This is a genomic window from Nocardia concava NBRC 100430, from assembly GCF_000308815.1.
In the GTDB taxonomy this organism is placed as follows: domain Bacteria; phylum Actinomycetota; class Actinomycetes; order Mycobacteriales; family Mycobacteriaceae; genus Nocardia; species Nocardia concava.
The window spans coordinates 66,648-89,308 of sequence record NZ_BAFX01000002.1 but is presented as its reverse complement, the minus strand read 5'-3'; the positions used below and the strand labels follow the sequence as shown (position 1 = coordinate 89,308).

Here is a 22,661-nt window from a genome sequence, read left to right as displayed (position 1 = left end):
GCCTTCGAAATCGGGTCTTATCCGATGTTGGCGGAGAGGTCCGGGATCATGCGGTAGACCTCGGCGTTCCAGTTGTTCCAGTTGTGGACACCGGTGGCCGGGAAGTCGTAGGTGACGTTGCCGGCGCCCAGCGACAGCATGCGGGCCTGGAAGGCCCGGGTGTTCACCAGCGCGAGCGCTTCCAGCGGCACACCCTGGATGACCGGCATGATGCCGGTGACGTCACCCGCGCCCGGGACGCCGCTCGCGGCGGAGATCCACAGGCGGGTGTTGTTGTCCTTCAGGCGCGGCGCGAACACGAACGGGTCCATGTGCAGCCACTGCGGCCCCCACGGCGGGGCCATGGAGTCGACGTTGTAGCCGCCGGCGTCGATCATGGCCAGGCGGATGGCCTCACGCATGCCGGGCGCGGAGATGTTCAGGTAGCCGGAGTACGAGCCCGCGAAGCTGAACTGGTCGGGGTGGTAGGCGGCCAGCGTCAGCGCGCCGGAACCACCCATGGAGAGGCCGAAGATGCCGTTGCGGGTGCGGCTGAAGCCGAGGCGGCTCTGCAGGGCGTTGGGCAGGTCCTGGGACAGGAAGGTCTCCCAGGTGTAGCGGTAGCTCTTGCCCGGGCCGCCGCTGAGGAGCTGGAAGGCGCCCGAACCCGAGGACGAGCCCGAGGCCGAGCCGGACGAGGACAGGGTGCCCGAGCCCGACGCCGAACCGGTGCCGTCACCGACGCCGAGGATGCTGCTCGGCGCGTTCCAGTCGGCGTAGAAGCTGGACTGGCCGCCGATCGGCATGACGACATTGATGTTCGCGGCGGTCAGCGCGTGGGCGATATCGGTGTTGATCTCCCAGCCGCTCAGGTCCTGCCCGGCGCGCATGCCGTCGAGGGCATAGACGACGCGGGAGGTGTTGCCGTCGGCCGCGCGGAAGACGCGCGACTTGACCGGGCCCATGGACGCCGAGTCGACGTAGAAGTCGAATCCGGAGGGGTCGAGCGCCGCGTTCGCCGTGCCGACGCCCACCGCCGACACCCCGAACGGCAGTGCAACCGCCAGCGCCAGTCCGACCACGGAGTTCTTGAGCCAACCGCGGGATCTCTGACGTCTATCGCCTCGCATTTATGTGTCCGGCCTTTCCTGTCGTTCGGTCTCACCGTGTGCTCGTGACCACGGCAGAGGTCTCGGCGACCCTATCGCGTGAGTGGTAACGGGGCGTTATCGGAACGTGACAAAAGTGACGAGCGCCACGGTTTGCCCCGAATGTGGCGCAGACCCGTGCCTGGCAGTGACTCGAGAGTTGCCCGAGGGCCGAATTCCGCTGCCCCGGACTCATATCCATCGGCTATCACTCCAGACCATCCGAACAGCGGTGCCGCCGCACGCGAAAACCGGTGCGCGCCTTCGGCATCCCCCATCGCTGGAGATGAATGCTCAAGGCGCGCAGAGGAAATCATCGATCGCGGTCAGCCGATATTGGCGGACAGATCCGGGAGCATGCGGCCCAGTTCGCCCTCCCAGTTCTTCCAGTTGTGGACGCCGATGGCCGGGTAGTCGGTGACGATATTGCCGCCGCCGAGCGCGGCCCAGCGCGCCTGGAAGGCCTTGGTGCCGGCCAGCGACACGACCTCGATACCCATGGCCTGCACCATCGTTGCGGTGATATCGGCGGCCGATCCGGGCAGGCCGCTACCCGCCGAGATGAACAGGTGGGTGCCGTTGGCCTTCAGCTTGGGCGCGAACTGGAAGGGGTCCAGGTGCTGCCACTTGAGATCCTTGGATCCCGCCAGCGCGTCCACGTTGTAGCCGCCCGCGTCGATCATGGCCACCCGGATGGCGTCGCGCATGCCGGGCAGCGACAGGTCCAGCGCGCCTGACATCGACCCGGCGTAGGAGAACTGGTTCGGATGGAAGGCCGCCAGCATGAGCGCGGAACCGCCGCTCATGGACAGGCCGAAGATGCCGTTGCGGGTCGAGCTGAAGCCCAGGCGGTCCCGCAGGGCATTGGGGAGATCCTGGCTCAGGAAGGTCTCCCACTTGTAGGTGTAGGACTTGCCGGGTCCGCCGGAAAGCGCCTGCGTGACACCGGATCCGGACTGCTGCGAGGCCGTGCCCGCGGGCAGGCCGAGGAAGGTGCTGGGCGAGTTCCAGTCGGCGTACCAGCTGGATTGACCGCCGATCGGCATGACCACATTGATATTGGCGGCGGTCAGCGCGTGCGCGACATCGGTATTGATCTCCCACCCGTTGAGATCGTCACGGGCGCGCTCGCCGTCCAGCGCGTAGACCACGCGGTTCGTATTGCCGTCCGCCGCGCGGAAGACGCGGTTCTTGATCGGCCCCATCGAGGAGTCGACGTAGAAGTCCATGCCGTCCGGGCTGAACGCCGCCTGCGCCGGGGCCGTACCCAGCACGGACACCCCCAGCGGCACCGTGGTCGCCAATGCCAAGGCCAGCACCGACTTTCGCAGCCAGCTCCGTGCCCCACCCTTAACCGTCACGCCCCGCATAATCGGCCTTCCGTCCGTGCGCCCCGGGCCCCCTGTCAACCCGCCCGGGTTCGTATTGCGACAACCGTTGCCACACAGCGGATTTCCTGGCGGCGTCGGGAGTACTCGCGGAGCTTATCGCGAAACCCACGCCGGGGTGTTACCAAATCGAGACAGCATCGCATATCTCGTTGCCCGAACGTGACGTTTCAGTCAAACCCACTCGCACACAAGAGAAAACCCCGCATCCGGTATGGATACGGGGTTTGCTCTCGCTACTTCGGCGGCGCGGGCGCCGGAGGCGGCGGCTGGGTCGGATCGACCAGCTGGCACCGCTGGATCTCGTACTTGGGCACCCGGTCGATGCGGTACTTGGCGAAGTCGAGCGACTGCATCAGGTTGTGCCGCCAGCGATCGAAGGTGAGCGGAGCCCGCGAGGACGCCAGCAGCGCCTGGGTCTCGGGGCAGGAGAGCGCCGTTCGCGCCTGGGTCACCCACTTCTCGTCCAGGAACGACGGCATCCACGGGTGTTTGTCGACCATGCCGGTGTCCACGACGACCCAGTCCGGGTACAGCGACTTGTCGTGGCCGATCCGGCCATCGGTCAACCGATCGGTATGCGCGGCAAGCGGATACGCCAGCCCCATCTGATCGATGACCCGCACATCCAAGGGAACGTTCATGCTGGTCATGCCCAAGTTCAGGAAGAACACCACGTGTTCGGGCTTCTCGTCCGAACCCGGCGGGATCGCCGGTGCGGGGTCGATGTACCAGTTCATGAACGATGGCGAGACGATCAGCAGCGCACCGTCGGTGGAATTGGCGATATCTCGGACCATGGCGCGCATCCACGGGTAGTCCAGGTAGTCCGAGGCCAGGATCGGATGATCGTGACCGGTCCGGAGCACGTAGTAGATGCGCTCGTCCACAATGCCGTTGGAGCGGATGGTGGTGCCGGTCTTGATCGCGGTGGTGTCGGCCGCGAACAGCGCCCAGCCCACCGTGCCCGCGAAGGCCGCGAGCACGAACGCGAAGGCCCAACTCAGGCGGCGGGTTCCGGACTCGCCGGCGCGCGGCAGCCGGATCGGCAGCACGGCCACCGGCAGGATCAACAGGAACAGCTGCGGCAGCAGCATGCGGCCGTGCATGAAGTCGCCGCCCACGCGCAGCTCGTAGATGACGAGCAGCACACCGCTGCCGACCATCAGGGTCACGACCGCGGCCGGGGTACGCAGCCACACGCTGAAGCGGTGAATCCGTTCCCGCACCGTCATTCCGGCGTGCTCTTGGCCGGAATCCACCTCTGGATCCCGGCCAAGAGCACGCCGGGATGACGAAGGCGAAGTACGCACCAGCACGATCGCGGCGGCGGCCAGCAGCAGCAGAGGCAGCCAGAGCCAGTACGGGCCGACCAGATCCCACAGGTAGGTGAAGCCGTGTGACCATTTGGCCCCGCCCGCGTCCTTGGCCACCGCGGTGTTCGGGTAGGGCAGGCCGTAGTAGCCCATCCGCCAGATCTGGTAGCCGACCGGCACCAGCCCGGCCACCGCCACCACCAGGATCCGGAACAGCCACGGCCGCAACCGCGTCGCGGGCACGGGGGCACAGAACAGCACGAGCAGCGTCAGCCCACCCAGCACGGACAGCTCCGGCCGGATCAGCGGCGCCAGCCCGGCCCAGAAGACCAGTCCGAAAAAGCTTGCGACGCGCACCTTCTCGGCCTGCGACCAGCGCATCAGCCACCACCACAGGATCGCCACCCAGAAGATGACCAGGCAGTTCTCCAGTCCGGAGGTGGCGTAGTCGCGGGCCGGGGGCAGCGCGATGTAGACGACCGCGCCCGCGGGCACCAGCAGCGCGGAAGACGTTCCGCCCCACAGCCGGGCCGCGCCCAGCATGGCGAACACGATGGCCAGCACCGACATGGTCAGCGCGATGCCGAGCACGACGTACTCGAGCCGGGCCTGGGTCAGCCAGCTGAAGAACCAGACGACGTAGGTCCAGGCGGCGCTGGTATTGGTTTCGACCCGTTCGCCGGAGTTGAAGACCGGGCCGTTGCCGGCCATCAGGTTTCGGACCGTGCGCAGCACGATCAGGCCGTCGTCGGCGATCCAGCGACGCTGCCACGCGCCGGCCGCGAACAGCGTCGCGGTCAGCACGATCCCACCGATGAACGTGGCGCGGGATAGTCGCGAGAAACCGCGCGCGGTGTCGTTCACCGCGCGCCGACGGCCGCGACCGACCGGCAATTGTGCCGTCGGCGCGCCCTCTTCTCGCTCTTCTCCCTCTACCACGTCAGGTGAGATAGACAGCGACACCTACCGCTCCGATCAAGGCGATTGCGAGGAACTGGAGGACCCGGTCCCCCAGGGCGATCTCTTCGGGTTCACCCGCTTCGCCGCGGTCGACGTCCACCGCGTATCGCATGATGGCGATGACGAAGGGGATCATCGAGATGGCGAACCAGTTCGTATCTTTGGCGCGATCCTGCTCGAACGCCCACAGACCGTAGAACACCACGACCGCGGTGGCCGAAAGGGTCCAGACGAAACGCAGGTAGGTCGGCGTGTAGTACTCCAGCGACTTGCGGATCTTGGCGCCGGTGTCGAGCGCGAGCTTCAACTCCGCGTAGCGCTTTCCGGTCGCCATGAACAGCGAGCCGAAGGCCATGATCAGCAGGAACCACTGGGACAGGCGGATATCCGAGGACACGCCACCCGCGATCGCGCGCAGCAGGAAGCCGGAGGACACGATGCAGATGTCCAGCACCGCCTGGTGCTTGAGACCGAAGCAGTAGGCCAGCTGGATGCCGATGTAGACCGCCATCACCAGGGCCAGATGCCAATTCGCGGTGAACGACACGAGGATCGAGCCGATCAGCAGCACCGCCGAGAGCGCGTAGGCCAGGTTCACCGGCACCACACCGGCCGCGATGGGCCGGAAGCGCTTGGTCGGATGCGCGCGGTCGGCCTCGACATCGAGCGCGTCATTGACCAGGTAGATGCCGGAGGCGGCCATGCAGAAGACCACGAAGGCGATGGCGACATGACCGAGGACCGACCAGTCGGTGATCACCAGGTCGCCCGCCGCGGTCTTGCCCGCGGCCAGCGGCGCGGCCAGCACCAGCACGTTCTTCACCCACTGGCGCGGGCGCATGGCCTTGATCAGGCCGCCGCCCAACGTCTTCGGCGGTCCCTTGATGACCGCCTCTGCTAGATCTGTGCTGGTGGGCTCTTCGCTCATGTCAACGATGGCTCTTTCCTGGGCGGTCACTTCGCGAGTCTCTTTTCGGCGGCGAGCACGGCGGCCGCGGACGCCGCGCCCAGCGCGGATCCCGCCAGCACGTCGGTGGGGTAGTGCACGCCCAGGACGATCCGGGACAGCAGCATCGGCGGGACGAGCACCGCGGGCAAGGGTAACCCGGTCAGCCTGCCGAGCAACACAGCCGCCGCCGTGGTGGATGTCGCGTGCGAGGACGGGAAGCTCAGCTTCGACGGCGTCGACACGTTGACCTGCACCGACGGGTCGTGCGGGCGCTTGCGGCGGACGATGCGCTTGATCACGACACTCGCCGCGTGCGCGCCGAACGCGCCGACGGCCACGCCCGCCCACTCGCGGCGGCGCGGCTTGTCGACCAGCGCGCCGACCGCGGCGATGCCGATCCAGCCCAGCGAGTGCTCACCGAAATGGGACATGCCGCGCGCGGCCTTGACGACCCGCGGATCCTGTCCGATGGTGCCCTGCACCAGGTTGATGATCTTGACCTCGGCCGGGGACGCGACCGGGGCCTCCGGCGCGTCCGGGACCACGCGCAATCCGCGGTCCTGGCCGGAAACGGGCTGTGCAGCCGTCATTTGGGCTCGTTCCTTGATTCAGTATCGATACCGAAGACGTTCTCCCACGCGGCCTTGCTGGTGAGATGCGAGTGCGCGCGACGATACTGCTCGCGCACCTCCGGGAAGCGCTCGGCCAGCTCCTTGCGCAGGCGCATCGCTTCCTTGAACAGCTCCATGGCCTTTCGCGGATCCCGCTTACGGTAGACGACGCCGCGGCCGTCGGCGGTGGTAACGGTGACGCCGTCGACCTGCGAGAGCAGGAACCAGCGCGCGTCCAGCGTCGGCACGTTCAGCTGCGGGGTGTCGTGATGCTTCGGGTTGGCCTTGCGGAAGTTGTGCAGCACGCCCTTGCCCAGGCGGGTCACCTTGGCGAGCGGATTGCCCGGTTCGCCGACCGCGCCGACCTCGGCGTGCGAGGGCAGCGGCAGCTCGGTGGAGGAGGGCAGGACCACCGCGTCCGGGTACTCCTTGCGCATGGCGTGCACCTTGCCCAGTGCGGTCGGCAGCAGCTCGAAGAGCTTCTCCGGACCGGCCAGGTAGTCGCGGATCGCCTCGTTCTGGATGGCGACCGTCGAATACTCCAGGCACAACAGGTGTTTCAGCGTGGCCTTGACGGTGTTGACGACCATCGGGCGGCCGTCGTTCGGGAGGTGCAGGGAGGCGACCACCAGGCGGTTGCGCAGGTGGAAGTAGGCCTGCCAGTCGATGGCGTCGTCCTTGTCGGACCAGGCCATGTGCCACACCGCCGCACCCGGCAGGGTGACGGTCGGGTAGCCGTGTTCGCGTGCGCGCAAACCGTATTCGACGTCATCCCACTTGAGGAACAGCGGCAGCGGCTGGCCGATTTCCTCGGCGACCTGACGCGGGATGACACAGGTCCACCAGCCGTTGAAGTCCACATCGATGCGACGGTGCAGCAGCTTCGAGTTGTCGCGGTCGCGCAGCGGGTGCTTCGAGAAATCGTGGTCGTACTCGACAGTCGCGGGCGCGGTCCACATGAAGATGGAACGGTCCACGATCTCGCCCATGGTGTGCAGGTGCGAGCGCTCCTGCAGGTTGAGCATCTGGCCGCCGGTCAGGATGGGCGACTTGGCGAAACGCGAGAAGGCCAGCGCGCGCAGGATGCAGTCCGGCTCGATCTCGATGTCGTCGTCCATGTAGACGATGTATTCGGCATCGGTGGTCTTGAGCGCCTCGTACATGACCCGGCTGTAGCCGCCGGAGCCGCCGAGATTCGGCTGATCGTGAATCGTCAGGCGACCGCCCAGGCGGGCCGCGGCCTCGGTGAAGCCGGGCTCGTCCACGACCTTCTTGGTGCCCTGGTCGGGAATGATGACGGCCTTGATCTTCTCCAGCACCAGCGGATCCGAGCCCAGCGCGGTCAGCGTCTTCACCGCGTCGGTGGGGCGGTTGAAGGTCGGCATGCCGACGGCGATGCTGCCCTCACCCGGCGCCTCGATCGGCGCGTACCAACCGCCGCTGCGCATTTCGACGTGGCTGTCGGTGGTGATGTCGAACCAGATCCAGCCGCCGTCCTCGAACGGGCCCAGATCCACCTCGAACTCGACGAAGTCCGCGGCCGCCGCGCCGTCGCCGGGCGTGCTGAACTCGTTGCCCTGCACGTGGATTCGGGAACCGTCGGCCTTGGAGCGGTACACGTCCACGCGGCCGTGGCCGGACAGTTCCAGCCGCAGCACCACGGACTTCAGCACGCTCCAGCGCCGCCAGTAGCTGGCGGGCACGGCATTGAAGTAGGTGCAGAAGGAGACCTCGGACTCCGCGCCGATGGCCAGCGCGGTGCGCGTGATGGCATGCGCGCGCCGGGCATTGGTCTCGGATTCCTCGAGGTACAGCTTGCGCACGTCCAGCGGTTCACCCGGCCGGGGCAGGATGATGCGCTGGAGCAGGGATACGGCGCGAGTCTCGGTGCTCATGTCTTCCCGAGTGAGTTGGGCGGTCATTCGGCGGTGTCCACCAGCGGCGCACCGGTTTCCAGGTGCGGGCGCAGCACATTGTCGAACATGCTGAGCGCCGCGCCGATGGCCATGTGCATGTCCAGGTACTGGTAGGTGCCCAGGCGGCCACCGAAAAGCACCTTGTTCGAGGCGGTTTCGGCCTTGGCGCGCTCGCGGTAGGCGAGCACCTTGGCGCGGTCCTCCGGGGTGTTGATCGGGTAGTACGGTTCGTCGCCGGTCTGGGCGAAGCGCGAGAACTCGCGCATGATCACCGTCTTGTCGGCGGGGTAGTAGTCGCGCTCGGGGTGGAAGTGGCGCGGCTCGATGATGCGGGTGAAGGGGACGTCCGCGTCGTTGTAGTTCATCACCGGAATGCCCTGGAAGTCACCGGTTTCGAGCACCTCGGTCTCGAAATCGATGGTGCGCCAGCCGAGTTCGCCCTCGGCGTAGTCGAAGTAGTGGTCCAGCGGGCCGGTGTAGACGACCGGGGCGTCGGGGTTCTGGGCGCGGATCTCGTCGCGCACGTCGAACCAGTCGGTGTCCAGGCGGACCTCGATGAGGTCGTTCTCGGCCATCTTCGACAGCCACGCGGCGTACCCGTCCTTGGGCAGGCCTTCGTAGGTGTCGTTGAAGTAGCGGCTGTCGAAGGTGTAGCGGACCGGCAGCCGGGTGATGATGTTGGCCGGCAGTTCCTTGGGATCGGTCTGCCACTGCTTGGCCGTGTAGTCGCGGATGAACGCCTCGTAGAGCGGGCGGCCGATCAGCGAGATGCCCTTCTCCTCGAGGTTGGTCACCTTGCTGCTGTCGAACTCCGCCGACTGCTCGGCGATGAGCGCGCGGGCCTCGTCCGGGGTGTAATAGCGGCCGAAGAACTGCGACACCAGGGCCAGGCCCAGGGGCAGCGGGTACGCCTGGCCCTTGTGCAGGCCGAAGACGCGGTGCTGATAGTTGGTGAACTCGGTGAACTGGTTCACGTAGTCCCACACCCGCTTGTTCGAGGTGTGGAACAGGTGGGCCCCGTATTTGTGGACCTCGATGCCGGTTTCCGGATCCGCCTCCGAGTAGGCGTTGCCGCCCAGGTGATAGCGACGTTCCACCACCAGGACTCGCTTGCCGAGCAGGTTGGCGGTGCGTTCCGCGATGGTCAGCCCGAAGAAGCCGGAGCCGACAATGACGAGATCGAAGGGGGATGCGACGGTCACGGGAGCCCAGACTACCGGCACTGCCCGATCGCGCGCGTCGGCTCCGTCGGGGTGGGTTGGCAGGGTTCGCACGGGGGCGATGCCACGGCTTTGCCGGGAGCGGGCGCCAACTCCGCGAGAGTAGACCGCTGAGTGACTCGCGTCATCTCACTGAGCGGGATCGGTCGCGATCTTTTTGCGCAATGTTCACGAAAGCGCAGACAGCGGCGTCATGAGAGCTGTATTACATATCCACCCGAATTGGCCGTACGACCAGTTCGTAGCCGTGTGTTAGCGCGGCCGCGCCCTCTCGCTCGACCGGAAGACCCTGAAACATGCGCTTCACTCGCTTCGCCCCGCTCGTCGGGGCACTCTCCATCACCGCCCTACTCGGCACGGCCGCCCTGGTCCCGGGCGCCGCACCCGCCCGCGCCGAGGAGGGCGACAGCCTCGGCGCCGCCGAGATCGCCGATGCCGGGGAAGTCTGCGGCAAGCCCGGCGCAGCAACCTTCGACGACGTCATCTCCGCGGCCGCCAATGCCATCCGCACGGTCGTCCCGGCCGGGCAGCAGGCCGCCTACGACCAGTCGGTCAACGACTTCCGTCAGAACGTCGCCTCGGTCCACGTGCACCGCCGCGGCTTCCTGCCGCTGAGCCCGGACGAGATCAACGACCGCACCCAGTTCCTCGACGATCCGATCGTCACGTACCTCGTCAACAGCCTCGACGCCATCCACTCCGGGCAGGTGCACAAGACCATCGCGCTCTCGGACCTGAAGGTGCGCGATGTGGTCGAGGTCTTCATCCTCGCCACCCGCATCGTCAAGATCCCGGCCCAGTTCGCCGCCAGCCTGGTGCCGACCGTCGGATTCGTGCTGAAGCCGATCGTCGGCGCGCTGTTCAACGGCGTGAAATCGCTGGCGCGCGCGGTGCAATCGCAGCTGTCGGTGGGCTGCGATGCGCACGGCGTGTACCAGAAGCTGCAGCTGGATCTGCCCGATGAGCACGTCGACCTGCCGCAGCCGCTCATCGATCTGGCCAACCAGGTGATGAAGGCCGACGGCGCCTGCACTCCGATCGCGGAACTGAAGACCGCCGATCTGGTCGAGCGGACCCGCAACTTCCTGACCACGGCCGCGCTGCCCGTCGACCCGAACGCGGTCAACGCCAATGCCGATGCGCTGCAGGGCTTCCTGCAGAACAACCGGGTCGCCGACATCATGATGTTGCGCCGCACCGAGCAGCTCGGGCCGATCGTGGACGCGCTGGATTACGGGCCGCTGACCTTCCTGGCCAACCTGGGCTTCGACATCTACGAGGGCCGCGCGGTCAATACCGTGGCGCTCTCGGATGTGAAGGTGGAGAACATCTTCGCGCTCATCACCTTCGCGCTCGACACCACCAGCCTGCTGCTGACCGTCGGCAACACGATCGCCGGTTTCACCGGTGTCGCCTCGACCATCACCACTCCGCTGGGGATCGCCGAGACCATCGCGTTCGCGCCCGCCACCTATGGCGCGCCGATTCTGCGCGGTGTCATGCAATCGATGTGCGCGGTCTGATCGCGTAGTCGACAGGTACAGCCGCCCGGTCGAAAGACCGGGCGGCTGTTGTCTTTCCGAGGTCAGTAGTACGGGTAGTACGGCTGTGCCGGGGCCAGCTCCTGCTTCGCCGCGGCGATCCAGCGACCCGTCGGCGGGACCGCCGCGAGCACGAGAATCGCGAGCGACAGCAGCAATCCGATACCGCTGACAATCGATCCCGCGGCCACATTGATCACGCCGCCGATCGCGCCCAGGGCGGAGGCGATGATCACCAGTACCCGCCCTGCGGTCTTGCGCATCAGCAACAGCACCGAACCGACCAGCCACATCAGCGCCATCACCCCCGCGACGATGGCGATGACGAGCACCAACATGGCGGTGCCGCTGTCCTCCCCCGAGATGCCGTCCCGGTCGTCGCGGAAAGCCACGACGAGCGCTACCAGCCCGATGCTGCCCAGCACCGACAGCAATCCCAGGATGATCCCCAGCACGCCCGCGGTGATCGCGGTCCCGCCGCTCGGCTGCATCGACGGCGACCCGTACGGCCCCGCGTACGTCCCATAAGGCCCCGGATACACGGGCATCGGATACCCCGGCTGCCCGAACCCCGTTGCCGGAGCACCGATTTGCCCCGGAAACGGCCGCTGCTGCGGATACGCGGTCGCCGGCGGGTACTCCACCGGCCCGAACCCCGGCTGCGGCTGATCCTCCGCCCCACCCGGCCCATACGGATAACTCATCGCCTCTCCTCCCCTACTTGCGCGCGAACTCTACTCCCGCACCAACAGGGGCAATCCAGTCATTTTCGAGGATGGCGGCACCGCGGGGAGGTTTTCCGGATCCGGTCAGAGCATGGGGTAGGGAACATAGTCGGCGACCGGCTTTCGCGCGTCCGCCAGCCATCGGGTGGTCGACGGAACCGTGGCGAAGATCAGAATCCCCACGGCCACAGCCAGTCCGATGCCGCCGGGCACCGGGCTCGTGGCCGTGATGATGAGACTGAAGACGGTCGCGAGCAGCGACATGCCGATCAGCAGGGCGCGTCCGGAAGGCTTGCGCAGCAACAACAGCACGGCACCGACACACCACAGGACCCCGATCAGGAGTGCCGCCGCGCCGATGCCGACGACGAAGCCGGCCTCGGCGTGGTCGTGGGCGGGATGGCGGGCGGATCGATAGTGCCCGGCACCGATGAGGACCGCCGCGGTGACCATGATCAGACCCACCCCTGCCGACAGCACACCCGCGATGGTTGCCAGCACCCCCGCGACGATCGCGGTGGCCCCGCCGGCGATCGGCTCTTCCAGATACGGCGAAGGCCCTTGTGAGTACGGCGAATACGCCCGCCCGGCCGGTTGGCCGGGCGGTGTCTGCAGGTAACTCATCGGGCCTCCGCCGCTGTTCGGTTTCCGGCTAGAGCGCGGCGGCGAACACCCGCATGGCGTCGCGGACGTACTCCGCGGTGCCCTCGCCGTGCTTGTCGTAGTTGGCCGCGAAGCGCGGGTCGGCCACGTACATGTCGCCCAGACCGTTGAAGTACTGGGCGCTGATCGGGCCGCCGGTGGGGGTGGAGTCGAGCCAGTCGTAGTGGCGCTGGACGATTGCCTGCACCTCGTCGCTGTCGACCGGGAGGCCGGCCGCGTGGGCGCGGCCGTAGTCGGCGGCGATGTCCAGGTGGGTCTGGAAGTGGGCCTTCTTCTCGGCCTCACTCTTGGAGTTCCACCAGCGGTTGCCGCTCTCCCAGGCGTCCTTGCCCCAGCGCTCGATGACCTCGTCCTTGTACTGGGCGTGGTCGAATCCGTCGAATACTTCGTTTGCCATCAGTTGCTCACCTGCTTCCGTCTTGCGCAATGTGGTTTGCACCGAGGCGATTTGGCGCGCGATCCGGTCCTGCTCGTTTCTCAGCAATTCCAGATGCGTGCGCAGGGCGGCGGCGGTGTCCTTTTGCCCCGCGAGGACTTCGGCGATGGCCGGCAGGCCGAGGCCGAGTTCGCGAAGCAAAAGGATGCGCTGCAACCGTACGAGGGATTCCTGGTCGTAATAGCGATAACCATTCGAGCCGATCCGGGTGGGCGGCAGTAACCCGAGGTCACCGTAATGCCGCAGCGTGCGGCTTGTGGTGCGGGCCACTTTCGCCAATTCCTGGATGGACCATTCGGCGCTCACGTTCCGGCCTTTCGTATCCCTTCGCTCACCTCGATGAATTCAGGATGCAAGTTGACGCAACGTCAAGGTCAAGCGTTAATCTACGCGCCGTCGGTGCACTCGGTGTAGCGGATGTGGACGGACTGCTTCGGCGGGGCGGAGCTGCCGAACATGGCGGCCGGGGCGGGCATCCAGTTGGTGAGCCGGTCCATGGCGTCGCGCTCGGCCTCGGCGCGGTTGCGGCCCGAACCGCCGTAGTAGTAGGTGTGGTCGGCGCTTTCGGCGATGGAACCGCAGCCGTCACGGAACTGCACCAGGATCTTGCAACCGCGGTGCGCGCACTGGCCCAGGGCATCCCGATCGGAGGAGCCCCAGTTCGGGTAGTTCCAGGCCGCGCCGTAGAAGGTGCCGCCGTCGGTGCTCAGCGCCAGCGAACCGTACAGCGAACCGTCCGGACCGCGCTCCATGGCGTTGGCGGTACCGGCCCCCAGCGACGTAACCAGCACGGCCGCAGCGGAAACGAACATGGTCAGGGCGAGTTTGCCCGAGAAAGCCATTCGAAAATTCTCCCCATTTTTGAAGCGGCCCCTGAAAATGGGGGCAGCTCCGGTTGCACTCGGTGGTGCGATCACCACTGACCGGAGTTCTATCACGGGGTACCGACAGGGCCAAGTCCGTTTTCCGCGCGGAAGCGCCTGGCAGGCAAAACGTTCCGAATAGGCCATCGAATCGGTCATCCGCGTTGCGACTTGCAACGAGGTTGCGGGCGTGACATGCTCCGCGTGCGCGCTGCCGGACTCCCGATTACCGCGCGCGCACGATTCGAATTTTCGGGGGATGAGGAATAACCCAATGTTCTCTGCGGGCCGCGCCCGAGTTCTGCGCGCGGTGGCCATCGCCGCCGCCGCTGTCAGCTCCACGTTCCTGTTCGCCGGGCCCGCGAATGCGGCCGGGCCGGTGACGCTCGGCGGCGGTTCCGGGGTCTACGTCGAGGACCTCACGGCCACGGACATGGTCAGCGATTGCACGCTCACCGCCGTCGGCTACGACAACAAGAACCAGCTCGTCGGACTGACCGCCGGCCACTGCGGCGAGGTCGGCGCGCGCGTCGCGGCCGAGTACACCCGCAGCGGCGGCATCGGTGTCATCACCGAGAAGAGCGAGGACATGGACTGGGCGGTCATCGTCTTCAACCCGGAGAAGGTGATCCCCACCCGCAAGGTCGCGCAGTCGGTGATCAACTCGGTCGGCGCCCCGGTGCAGATCGGCGAGAACGTCTGCAAGAACGGCCGCACCACCGGCTTCACCTGTGGACCGGTGTGGGAGACCCGGGCGCTCACCTTCCGTAGCCAGGTGTGTGCCAACCACGGCGACTCCGGCGCGCCCGTGCTGCGCGGCGACCAGCTGGTCGGAATGGTGGTGGCGGGCACCAACTTCAAGGCCGGCCCGATCGACATCGAGCTCCCGCTGTGCGAGGGCGGCGGCAACCTGATCCACGAGCCGGAGCTGTCCACCAATATCTCCGCGGTGCTGGCCGATATCGACCGCCGCGGCGGGGCGGGCGCGGGCTTCCACATCGCCTGAGTGATACAGACGAACGGGGCGTGACCGGATTTCGGTCACGCCCCGTTTTTCGTTGTGCGGTGGTGGTTCTCAATAACCCACCGTGATGCGAGTGCGGTGGTGGCGGGGCTGCTCGATCTCGTCGAGCAGGGCAATCGCCATGTCCTCCATGGAGATCGAGGAATTGCCCTCCGCGTCGACGAGCAGTTCATCGGCGCCGAGGCGGTAGACGCCCTTGCGTTCGCCTGGCTCGAACATGGCGGCCGGGCTGATGTAGGTCCAGTTCACCGCATGCGAGGTGGTGCGGAACACCTCGAGCTGGCGGCGGCCGCCGGCGGCGATGGGTCCCAGGTAGGCCGGGAAATCGGGCTGCTCGGCAAGCGACTTGCCGGTCCCGGGAACGGTGAGGCTGCCCGCGCCGCCGATCACCAGCAGCCGAATCCCGCTGTCCGCCAGGCCCGCCAGCAGCGCGGCGGCGACCTCGGCCAGTTCGTGCTCGCGGCCCGGGGCGGGTCGGGTCACGCCGACGACGACATCGCTTCCGGCGGCGGCCTTTTCGACGGCGACGGGGTCCAAGGCATCGGCCGCCCACACCTCGGCCTGCTCCGGCAGGTGCCGCAGCCGGTCAGCGTGGCGGGCGACGGCCCGCACCGTGTGGCCCCGGCCCAGCGCCTCGGTCACGACCCGGCTGCCCGCGTTTCCACTCGCTCCGAACACTGTGATCTGCATGGTCTTTCGCTCCTTGGTCTGCACGGTCTTGCGCTGCTTCGAATCGAGTCGGGTCAGGCCGCGAGGCGGATCTTGGCGGTGAAGCTCTCCGGCGCGCCCGCCCGCACCTGCGGCTGAGACTTCGGCGCTCCCGGCGCGGAATCCTTTGTGCTCGGGCCCGATCCGGTCTGGCCGAGCAGGGTGCCGCCCAGCGCGATGACCATGCCCAGGATCTGCAGCGGGGCCAGCGACTGGCCGAGCGCGGCCCAGCCGATGATGGTCGCCGAGAGCGGGCTCAGCAGACCGAGGAACTGCACCGAGGTGGCGCTGGCCTTGGCGATGCCGCGGAACCACAGCGCGTAGGCGACGGCCGTGCCGATCAGGCCGAGGAAGAGGTAGCCGCCGATATTGCGGGCGTCCAGCCCGGGCGGCATGCCCTCGGCGATGGCGGCCACCGGCAGCAGCAGGAGCCCACCCGCCGTCAGCTGCCAGCCGGTCATGGCCAGCGGGCTGACCCCGTCGGGGCGACCCCAGTGCTTGGTCAGAATGGTGCCGCTGCCCATGGCGATGGCCGCGGCCAGCCCGGCGATCACGCCGAGAGTATCGAGGGTGGCCGTCGCCTTGAGAACTACGAGTGCGACGCCGCCCAATCCGATCAGGCCCGCCACAATCTTTCGGGCGCTGAGCCTTTCGAGCCCGGCGGCCGCCGCGAAGCCCACCGCGAACAGTGGTGCCGACGAGGTGATCACCGCCGCCACACCACCCGGCAGCCGGTAGGCGGCCACGAACAGCAGCGCCGTGAAGAGGCCGATGTTCAGCGCGCCCAGCGCGAACGCACGCGTAATCCATTGCCCGTGCGGCAGTTTCCGGGTCAGGGCCAGCAACAGCAGGCCCGCGGGCAGCACCCGCATGAGTGCGGTGAACATCGGGCGGTCCGGCGGCAGGAAGGTGGTGGTGACGTAGTAGGTCGATCCCCAAACCAGCGGTGCCAGCCCGGTCAGGGCGAGCGTCCCGGTGAGTCCGGCGCGTGAGGTGGTCATTTTCAGCTCCTCATTGATAATCTCAATGTTGAGATAAAATCATCTGGATACCTCAGTGTCAAGTATCTCAACGTTGAACTTTTTTCCCGAGCCGAAAGGACCAGGTCACCGTGGCCGACGCCGTAGACCAGATCACCGCCGCCTGGCGCGAGCAGCGCCCCGACGTCGACAGCTCCCCCATGGAGATCTTCGGCCGCCTCTCCCGCCTGGGCCGCCTGTGCGACAAGGAACTCTCCGACTTCTTCCGCACCCACGGCCTCGAGCGCTGGGAATTCGACGTCCTCGCCACCCTCCGCCGCTCCGGCAACGATTCCGGCCTCAGCGCCGGCGCCCTCAACAAGGCCGCCATGCTCACCTCCGGCGCCATCACCAACCGCATCGACCGCCTCACCGCCAAAGGCTGGGTCGCCCGAGTCCCCGACCCCACCGACCGCCGAGCCATCAAGGTCGTCCTCACCGACTCCGGCCGCACCCTGGTCGACCGCCTCCTCCCCTTGCACACCGCCAACGAGGACCGCATCCTCACCGCCGCCTTGACCCCCACCGACCGCGAAACCCTCATCCCCTTACTCCGAAAGTTCGCCGAATCCCTCGGCGACACCTCCCTGACCTGAAACCCACCGGGCCCGAACAGGAAAAGCGGCGCCCTCTTTTCGAGAGCACCGCCGTCTACGAATGTCGTTAGGCCCGAACGTCTTACATGACGACGGTTCCAGGCTGCTCATCGGCACGTTTGCGTGCATCGATCCTGGCGATCAGACGGTGGCCGAGTTTGTGGCACGGTTTTTCGATCGTGCGGTAGCTGATCGCCGCGATCACCACCGCGGCGATCACCCACGTGCAGAAGCTGAGCCAGGTCGCGGGAATGCCCGCGACAGACTTGTTCCAAGGCGGCAGGGCACCCAGCACGAGGGCGTGGGCGAGATAGAGCGAGTAGCTGATCCGGCCCAGGAACAGCAGTGGGCGCGGGAAGGAACAGCGGCGCAGCCACAATGCCCCGGCGAACAGTACGTAGGCGGCGATGAGGGTGGTGGGCTGTTTCACCCAGGTGACCCACACGCCGGTCGCCGGGTCGGTATAGGACTGGATGAAAAGGCTGGACCCGAGGATCGCGCAGATGGCGAGCCCGAACACCGCCCACCCTCGCCACGCGGCGACCTCGCCCGACGTCACCCGGTACATCACCGTGCCGACGAACATCGTGGCGAAGATGCTCGCGGTGTACGTTCCCGGCCCGGGCTGGTTGAGAACCAGTGGGACGGTGAGGAATGCGAGCAGGATCGCGGTGACGGCTGAGCGCCGGTCCGGTGCCAGACGCGCGAACACCCCCGCGACCAGGATCGTCGCGACCACGACTCGCAACCGCGTGTCACTGTTCGCCAGCGCACCGTTGACCATCGCGGGCAGCAGTAGCACCGCGGGAATGATCGATCCGATCGCGAGCAAGGCCAGCGATACCGTTCGGCGGTTGAGCCGGGCGATCAGCAGCAGCGACAGGAACAGGTAGAACGCCAGCTCGTAGGACAGCGTCCAGGCCGCGCCGATCAACTGGGTATCCGGTGCGCCGAGGAAGAACTGCGCCATGGTCAGATTCGTGACGAAGTTGCGCACGGGATGCTCCAGAAAACCCGATGGCACACCGAACCGGTTGACCGAGTGCAGGATTAGCGCCGCGGTAAGGCAGGCCCAGAACAACGGGTAAAGCCGGAAGAACCGGCCCACCCAGAACGCCCCCAGCGACCGCCCGCGCTCCAGCGAGGCGGGTATGATGAACCCGCTGACCAGGAAGAACACGAAGACGCCGAACTGCCCGAGCCCGAAATGTGCCTGCGAGAAGCGGAAATACGCGGGCCACAGCCGCTCCGACGAATGCTGGATCACCACCGCCAAGGCCGCCAAGCCACGCAGCGCGTCGAGAAACTCGAACCGCCCGCCCCGCTTGCGTACTACCTGTTCACCCGGCGCGATCGGTGCCGATACCGCACCCTCCACCGCCGAAGCAGTGACACCGCTCGGAGATGTCGCAATCAATCTCGGCACCAAAGGATTCGGGTATTCTGCACTGGTACAACCCCTTCGCGGACCACCAACGGGTGAGGCACGCCGACAGTCCTTTGCGCCGCGAACACTCTAATCAGCCGACAGCATCGCTGAATCGGTCATCGAATAGGTTGAGCCGCCGCGCACTCAGTGACCAGTGGTGTCCGGCGGGCTAATCCGGCTGTCGACGAAGCTGGAACGGCCGGTGCCCGTGTGGGTGCCGGCCGTTCGTTTTTGCCGGGTGCGTCAGTGCGCGTATGCGGGAGTGGTTGCCTGCGGCGGGGTGTAGGCCGCATTGGGGGAGGTGGGAGGGGTTGGGGTGGAGGCGGTGCGCGGGGCCGGGGTGGCCGGAGGGATCGCCGGGTTGGCCGGTACTTGGGGAGTTGCGGGGCCGGGGGCCCAGCGGGAGTCGGAGAGCATCGAGTTGGGGTCGGCGCTGCCCGGGCTCGGGAAGGGTGGGAGGGGGGCGGTGACGCGGCTGCGGTTGTCGGGGGCGGGGCGGGGCGGGACTGCCGGGGCGGAATTGCCTGGGGTGGTGGGGGTTTCGACGCCCGGGGCGGTTACGGTCGGGTCCACGTAGGTGGGGGGTGTTACCTCGGGGGTGACGGAGTCCGGGAAGGCCGGGTCGGATTCCGTTGGGGCGGGCTGGGATTGGGGTGTGTTCAGGAAGGGGAGGTCCGGGAGGCTTGGGAGTTGGGCGGCGGGGAAGTCGGATAGGGCGGGGCCTACTTCCATGGCGGAGGCGGGGGTGGGGAGGCCGCCGTCGGGGGCCGCGGAGTATTCGGCTCGGAGGATTCGGTTGTCGCGCACCAGGACTCGGCCGGAGGTGGCGGTGACCGCCGCGGTGGTGCGGGGGTCTTCCTTGTCGGTGCCGACGTACATCTGGCAGTCGGTGGTGTCGCAGGTTTGGGCGTAGTCGTAGCGCTGTTCGGCCAGGGCGTAGGAGCGGGCCGCGATGGCCTGGGCGCGAAGGGCTTCCGTGCCGCCCTGGTCGGCCCAGCCGGGGACCATTTCGGCGGGGACGACGCCCTTGAGGTAGTCGTCGAGGTCCAGGTCGTTGACGGTGCGGGGGGAGCCGTTGTCGAGGGCGACGCCGAGCAGGCCGCGGTAGGCGTTGCCGCCGCAGATCTCGAGTTGTTCGCCCGCGGGGCGGTCGACGCCGTCGACGACGGGGTAGGCCCAGGGGTCGTCGGTGCTGCCCTCCCACAGCTTGCCGCCGTCGCAGCCCTGGGTGATGGTGACGTCCGCGCCCGTGGCGGTGGGTGTCAAATGTGCTGCCTGGCCGGGGATTACGCGGCGGCCGGCGACGTAGAAGACGGAGTCGGAGGCGATGTCGAGGGTCTTGTCGTCCTGCTCCATGAGGCGGACGCGGACCGTGGTGGGGCCGATGTCGGCGAGCTCGGCGCCGGAGTAGTAGTTGGCCAGAATGCGATCGGCGGTCCAGCCGGCGACGGCCTTGTCGAACGCGCCGTTCTGGCTGAGTCCGCGGCCGTGACCGGCGCCGACGGTGAGATGGAAGCCGTTGTCGGGCCAGGCCCAGATCAGGAGTGCGGTGCCGCCGGTGGCGGCGGCCGTGACGAGGGACAGGGTGAGCAGACCGCGCCGTTTCCGGCGCTGGGCTAGGTATCCGTCCGGCATGTCATACCCGTTCTGTCGAGAGCCGAAGCTACATTCGAGTTACCCAAAGCTAAGCCTCAACCATACGTTCAGAGAATGTGACAATAGGGACTAGTGTGATCGCTGATGCGCCAAGTAGCAAGCTTGTGCTCAGGGCGCGGTTAGACGGATTTACCTCGAATGGGAGATGCTCGTGCCGTATCGCAGACCGAAACACGCCATAACGCTCCCGGTTGTCACCGTCCTCGCCCTGGCCGCGCCCGTCGGCATCCTGGCGTTGAGCGATACTCGCGAGGTCCGGGCCACGGATGAGAGCAATCTGGCAGCTATACCTGCGCAAATGGCCGAAGTCGCCCTGGCTTCGGCACCCGACATCGTCCTGCCGCTGCGCGAACTCACCGGGCTGAATCTGCCCGACCTACACCTGTCCGATCTACGGATGTTGCCGCTGCCCAGAGCGATTCAGATTCCGCCGAATCTCATCCCGGGCGTGCAACTACCCAGTGAGATTCCGCTACCCCGGCTGAATTCGTCACCCCAACCGCCCGGCACCACCGCGCCGCCCACGACACGCCCGGCGACTCCCGGAGTCACGCCGCAGGCAGCGGTGCCCCCGAGCTCGACCCGTCCGGCCGCGCCCGCGGTCGCTCCGCCGGGCAACACCACTCCCGGTTCCACCCGGCCGGCAGCACCGGCGGCCACCCCTTCGGCCACTCCTGCCGCACCGCAACCGACCAAACCCGTCTCGGGCGCACCGGGTTTCATCGCCGAGCCAGGCCCGGAAGTCCCGCCACAGGTCGAATCACCCACCGCCCCAACTGAATCCGTGGCTGCGGATCCCGCTGCCCCGGTGCCCGCCGATGCATCGACCGCATCGGGTCCCGTTCCCGGCCTCACCGGCGATCCGAACGCCCCGGCCCTCGCCCCGGGCGCGGTCCCCACCGACCTGGCCGACAAGGTCGGCGCGCAGGTCAAGGAACTGACCCGCGACACCCCCTTCAGCATGGTCGCGCTCACCGCGGCGGACCTGGTCGGAACCACCACCAAGATCCGCGCCCAGCGCCCCGACGGCACCTGGGGACCGTGGTACGACGCCGAGGCCGAGACCGGCAACGACCGGGCGGGCAAGCGCATCGGCACCGAGCCGATCTACGTCGGCAATACCAAGACCGTGCAGATGCTGGTGACCCGCAAGCCCGTCGCCGCGCCCGCCGAGCCCAAGCCGCTCGACGACGGTTCGGCCGATCCCGCGCAGATCAATCTGGAGAAGCTGGCCGCGGTGCTCATCGATCCGGGCCGCGGCAGCATCGACGAGAACCTGTCCACGGTGGCCGCGCCGCTGCCCGGTGGCGGGCCCAAGGTGATCTCCCGGGCCCAGTGGGGCGCGGACGAATCGCTGCGCTGCGAGGAACCCACCTACGACGACGGCGTCACCGCGATCACCGTGCACCACACCGCGGGTCGCAATGACTACACCAAGGCCGAGTCCGCGGGCATCGTGCGCGCCATCTACGCGTATCACGCGAAGACGCTGGGCTGGTGCGACATCGGCTACAACGCACTCGTCGACAAGTACGGGCAGATCTTCGAGGGCCGCTACGGCGGGCTGGACCGCCCGGTCGAGGGCGCGCACGCGGGCGGGTTCAATATCAATACCGCCGGTGTCGCGCTGATGGGCGACTACGAGGACGAGGCTCCGACCGATGTGTCGATCCAGGCGATCGGGAAGTACATCGGCTGGCGCGCCAAGGTCGCGGGCATCGAGCCCGAGGGGTCGAGCACCATGTACTCCGAGGGCAGCGACTACACGAAATACGCACTGGGACAAGCGGTCAAGCTGCCGAACATCTTCGCACACCGGGATGTCGGCAACACCACCTGCCCCGGCGATGCCGCCTACGCGTTGATGGACAAGATCCGGCAGATCGCGCACGACACCGCGGGCGGGACCGTCGTGTCGCCGAACACGCCGCGCACCCGGCCCGGCCAGAACGCCGGTAATCCGCAACCGGCCCCCGCACCCGACGCCAATCAGTCGAACCAGGCCGATCTGGCGACCCTGGCCGATCTCACCCAGAAGATCCTGAACATGCTCGACCGCTCTCCGGTGGCGCGCTACTGGAACGAGCAGGGTGGCACGGACGGCCCACTGGGACAACCGAAGGCCGAGCCGGTCGCCCTGGCGGACGGCAGCCAGTACGGGCAGTTCTCCAACGGCTACGTGTATTCGAATCCGTCCGGCCAGATCTTCTCCGTGGTCGGGAAGATTCTGGAGCGCTTCCTGCAATTGGGTGCGGGCGCAGGCATTCTGGGCCTCCCGTCGAGTAACGAATACGCCGTCCAGGACGGTGTGCGCACCGACTTCCAAAACGGCGCACTGATTTTCAACCGACTGACCGGAATCGTCACCACCGTGCTGAAGAACTACGGCGCGGTCCAGGACCCCGCCCCCGGCAAGCCCATCCCGGCCCTGAGTGCCCCCACCCAGGCCGCCCCGGTCCCCGAGCCCCTCGCGACACCCAACTGAGTTTCAAGATCAGGGAGCTCCCACGCTGG

At 67.3% G+C, this 22,661-nt stretch carries 19 protein-coding genes; 4 read left to right on the top strand and 15 right to left on the bottom strand.

Annotated features, from left to right (window positions below; genetic code table 11):
* Nucleotides 1-17: 17 nt before the first annotated feature.
* From ON43_RS00600 to glf, 7 genes are all read right to left on the bottom strand, one after another.
* Complete coding sequence (locus ON43_RS00600) at nucleotides 18-1,109, bottom strand: alpha/beta hydrolase (RefSeq protein WP_040802325.1); 1,092 nt, start codon at nucleotides 1,107-1,109, stop codon at nucleotides 18-20.
* Nucleotides 1,110-1,453: 344 nt separating this feature from the next.
* Entirely contained in the window at nucleotides 1,454-2,497 is a 1,044-nt protein-coding gene (locus ON43_RS00595; RefSeq protein ID WP_040802323.1) for an alpha/beta hydrolase, read from the bottom strand.
* 254 nt (nucleotides 2,498-2,751) lie between these two features.
* Entirely contained in the window at nucleotides 2,752-4,725 is a 1,974-nt protein-coding gene (locus tag ON43_RS00590; protein WP_281033287.1) for an arabinofuranosyltransferase AftB family protein, read from the bottom strand.
* A gap of 46 nt (nucleotides 4,726-4,771) precedes the next feature.
* Nucleotides 4,772-5,719, bottom strand: coding sequence for a decaprenyl-phosphate phosphoribosyltransferase (locus ON43_RS00585; RefSeq protein ID WP_040802321.1), 948 nt, complete (start codon nucleotides 5,717-5,719; stop codon nucleotides 4,772-4,774).
* 26 nt (nucleotides 5,720-5,745) lie between these two features.
* Complete coding sequence (locus ON43_RS00580) at nucleotides 5,746-6,330, bottom strand: phosphatase PAP2 family protein (RefSeq protein WP_083913052.1); 585 nt, start codon at nucleotides 6,328-6,330, stop codon at nucleotides 5,746-5,748.
* On the bottom strand, nucleotides 6,327-8,246 hold the full coding sequence (locus tag ON43_RS00575) for a glycosyltransferase (protein ID WP_373283368.1): 1,920 nt from the start codon (nucleotides 8,244-8,246) through the stop codon (nucleotides 6,327-6,329). The genes ON43_RS00580 and ON43_RS00575 overlap by 4 nt, the downstream gene beginning before the upstream one ends.
* Nucleotides 8,247-8,269: 23 nt before the next feature.
* Nucleotides 8,270-9,469, bottom strand: coding sequence for a UDP-galactopyranose mutase (gene glf / locus ON43_RS00570; RefSeq protein ID WP_040802319.1), 1,200 nt, complete (start codon nucleotides 9,467-9,469; stop codon nucleotides 8,270-8,272).
* A 314-nt stretch (nucleotides 9,470-9,783) separates the two neighbouring features.
* Here glf and ON43_RS00565 point away from each other — a divergent pair, with 314 nt between their 5' ends.
* Nucleotides 9,784-11,010 carry a hypothetical protein gene (locus ON43_RS00565; RefSeq protein WP_040802318.1) on the top strand — a complete coding sequence of 409 codons (1,227 nt, stop codon included), beginning with the start codon at nucleotides 9,784-9,786 and terminating at the stop codon, nucleotides 11,008-11,010.
* A 62-nt stretch (nucleotides 11,011-11,072) separates the two neighbouring features.
* Here the strand turns inward: ON43_RS00565 and ON43_RS00560 are convergent, their stop codons facing one another.
* From ON43_RS00560 to ON43_RS44540, 4 genes are all read right to left on the bottom strand, one after another.
* Nucleotides 11,073-11,732: an Asp23/Gls24 family envelope stress response protein gene (locus ON43_RS00560; RefSeq protein WP_157513858.1), complete on the bottom strand. Its 660-nt coding sequence runs from the start codon at nucleotides 11,730-11,732 to the stop codon at nucleotides 11,073-11,075.
* Between the two features lie 105 nt (nucleotides 11,733-11,837).
* Nucleotides 11,838-12,377 carry a hypothetical protein gene (locus tag ON43_RS00555; RefSeq protein ID WP_040802316.1) on the bottom strand — a complete coding sequence of 180 codons (540 nt, stop codon included), beginning with the start codon at nucleotides 12,375-12,377 and terminating at the stop codon, nucleotides 11,838-11,840.
* A gap of 28 nt (nucleotides 12,378-12,405) precedes the next feature.
* Nucleotides 12,406-13,158, bottom strand: a complete 753-nt coding sequence (locus tag ON43_RS00550; protein WP_040802314.1) for a MerR family transcriptional regulator — start codon at nucleotides 13,156-13,158, stop codon at nucleotides 12,406-12,408.
* Nucleotides 13,159-13,238: 80 nt separating this feature from the next.
* Nucleotides 13,239-13,694, bottom strand: a complete 456-nt coding sequence (locus ON43_RS44540) for a DUF4189 domain-containing protein (protein ID WP_040802312.1) — start codon at nucleotides 13,692-13,694, stop codon at nucleotides 13,239-13,241.
* A gap of 295 nt (nucleotides 13,695-13,989) precedes the next feature.
* Between ON43_RS44540 and ON43_RS00540 the strand changes: the two genes are divergently transcribed.
* Nucleotides 13,990-14,721, top strand: coding sequence for a S1 family peptidase (locus ON43_RS00540; protein ID WP_040802311.1), 732 nt, complete (start codon nucleotides 13,990-13,992; stop codon nucleotides 14,719-14,721).
* 69 nt (nucleotides 14,722-14,790) lie between these two features.
* Here ON43_RS00540 and ON43_RS00535 read toward each other — a convergent pair whose 3' ends face one another.
* Together ON43_RS00535 and ON43_RS00530 are read right to left on the bottom strand one after the other, a co-directional pair.
* A complete protein-coding gene (locus ON43_RS00535) occupies nucleotides 14,791-15,429 on the bottom strand; it encodes an NAD(P)-dependent oxidoreductase (RefSeq protein WP_040802350.1) in 639 nt (212 codons plus the stop codon).
* A 53-nt stretch (nucleotides 15,430-15,482) separates the two neighbouring features.
* A complete protein-coding gene (locus ON43_RS00530; RefSeq protein ID WP_040802310.1) occupies nucleotides 15,483-16,448 on the bottom strand; it encodes an EamA family transporter in 966 nt (321 codons plus the stop codon).
* Between the two features lie 110 nt (nucleotides 16,449-16,558).
* Between ON43_RS00530 and ON43_RS00525 the strand changes: the two genes are divergently transcribed.
* Complete coding sequence (locus ON43_RS00525) at nucleotides 16,559-17,062, top strand: MarR family winged helix-turn-helix transcriptional regulator (RefSeq protein WP_040802309.1); 504 nt, start codon at nucleotides 16,559-16,561, stop codon at nucleotides 17,060-17,062.
* A gap of 82 nt (nucleotides 17,063-17,144) precedes the next feature.
* On the opposite strand, the gene ON43_RS00520 is transcribed toward ON43_RS00525, so the two are convergent.
* On the bottom strand, nucleotides 17,145-18,440 hold the full coding sequence (locus ON43_RS00520; RefSeq protein WP_040802308.1) for an acyltransferase family protein: 1,296 nt from the start codon (nucleotides 18,438-18,440) through the stop codon (nucleotides 17,145-17,147).
* A gap of 294 nt (nucleotides 18,441-18,734) precedes the next feature.
* Nucleotides 18,735-20,126: a SpoIID/LytB domain-containing protein gene (locus ON43_RS42055; protein ID WP_051177691.1), complete on the bottom strand. Its 1,392-nt coding sequence runs from the start codon at nucleotides 20,124-20,126 to the stop codon at nucleotides 18,735-18,737.
* 166 nt (nucleotides 20,127-20,292) lie between these two features.
* Here ON43_RS42055 and ON43_RS00510 point away from each other — a divergent pair, with 166 nt between their 5' ends.
* Nucleotides 20,293-22,632, top strand: coding sequence for an N-acetylmuramoyl-L-alanine amidase (locus ON43_RS00510; protein ID WP_040802307.1), 2,340 nt, complete (start codon nucleotides 20,293-20,295; stop codon nucleotides 22,630-22,632).
* Nucleotides 22,633-22,661: the final 29 nt, after the last annotated feature.

What these genes read in the sequence shown, in the direction of transcription:
- ON43_RS00600 (WP_040802325.1), bottom strand. Translation starts at nt 1,109, where the DNA reads ATGCGAGGCGATAGACGTCAGAGATCCCGCGGTTGGCTCAAGAACTCC.
- ON43_RS00595 (WP_040802323.1), bottom strand. Translation starts at nt 2,497, where the DNA reads ATGCGGGGCGTGACGGTTAAGGGTGGGGCACGGAGCTGGCTGCGAAAG.
- ON43_RS00585 (WP_040802321.1), bottom strand. Translation starts at nt 5,719, where the DNA reads ATGAGCGAAGAGCCCACCAGCACAGATCTAGCAGAGGCGGTCATCAAG.
- ON43_RS00580 (WP_083913052.1), bottom strand. Translation starts at nt 6,330, where the DNA reads ATGACGGCTGCACAGCCCGTTTCCGGCCAGGACCGCGGATTGCGCGTG.
- ON43_RS00575 (WP_373283368.1), bottom strand. Translation starts at nt 8,246, where the DNA reads ATGAGCACCGAGACTCGCGCCGTATCCCTGCTCCAGCGCATCATCCTG.
- ON43_RS00565 (WP_040802318.1), top strand. Translation starts at nt 9,784, where the DNA reads ATGCGCTTCACTCGCTTCGCCCCGCTCGTCGGGGCACTCTCCATCACC.
- ON43_RS00560 (WP_157513858.1), bottom strand. Translation starts at nt 11,732, where the DNA reads ATGAGTTATCCGTATGGGCCGGGTGGGGCGGAGGATCAGCCGCAGCCG.
- ON43_RS00555 (WP_040802316.1), bottom strand. Translation starts at nt 12,377, where the DNA reads ATGAGTTACCTGCAGACACCGCCCGGCCAACCGGCCGGGCGGGCGTAT.
- ON43_RS44540 (WP_040802312.1), bottom strand. Translation starts at nt 13,694, where the DNA reads ATGGCTTTCTCGGGCAAACTCGCCCTGACCATGTTCGTTTCCGCTGCG.
- ON43_RS00540 (WP_040802311.1), top strand. Translation starts at nt 13,990, where the DNA reads ATGTTCTCTGCGGGCCGCGCCCGAGTTCTGCGCGCGGTGGCCATCGCC.
- ON43_RS00535 (WP_040802350.1), bottom strand. Translation starts at nt 15,429, where the DNA reads ATGCAGATCACAGTGTTCGGAGCGAGTGGAAACGCGGGCAGCCGGGTC.
- ON43_RS00530 (WP_040802310.1), bottom strand. Translation starts at nt 16,448, where the DNA reads ATGACCACCTCACGCGCCGGACTCACCGGGACGCTCGCCCTGACCGGG.
- ON43_RS42055 (WP_051177691.1), bottom strand. Translation starts at nt 20,126, where the DNA reads ATGCCGGACGGATACCTAGCCCAGCGCCGGAAACGGCGCGGTCTGCTC.
- ON43_RS00510 (WP_040802307.1), top strand. Translation starts at nt 20,293, where the DNA reads ATGCTCGTGCCGTATCGCAGACCGAAACACGCCATAACGCTCCCGGTT.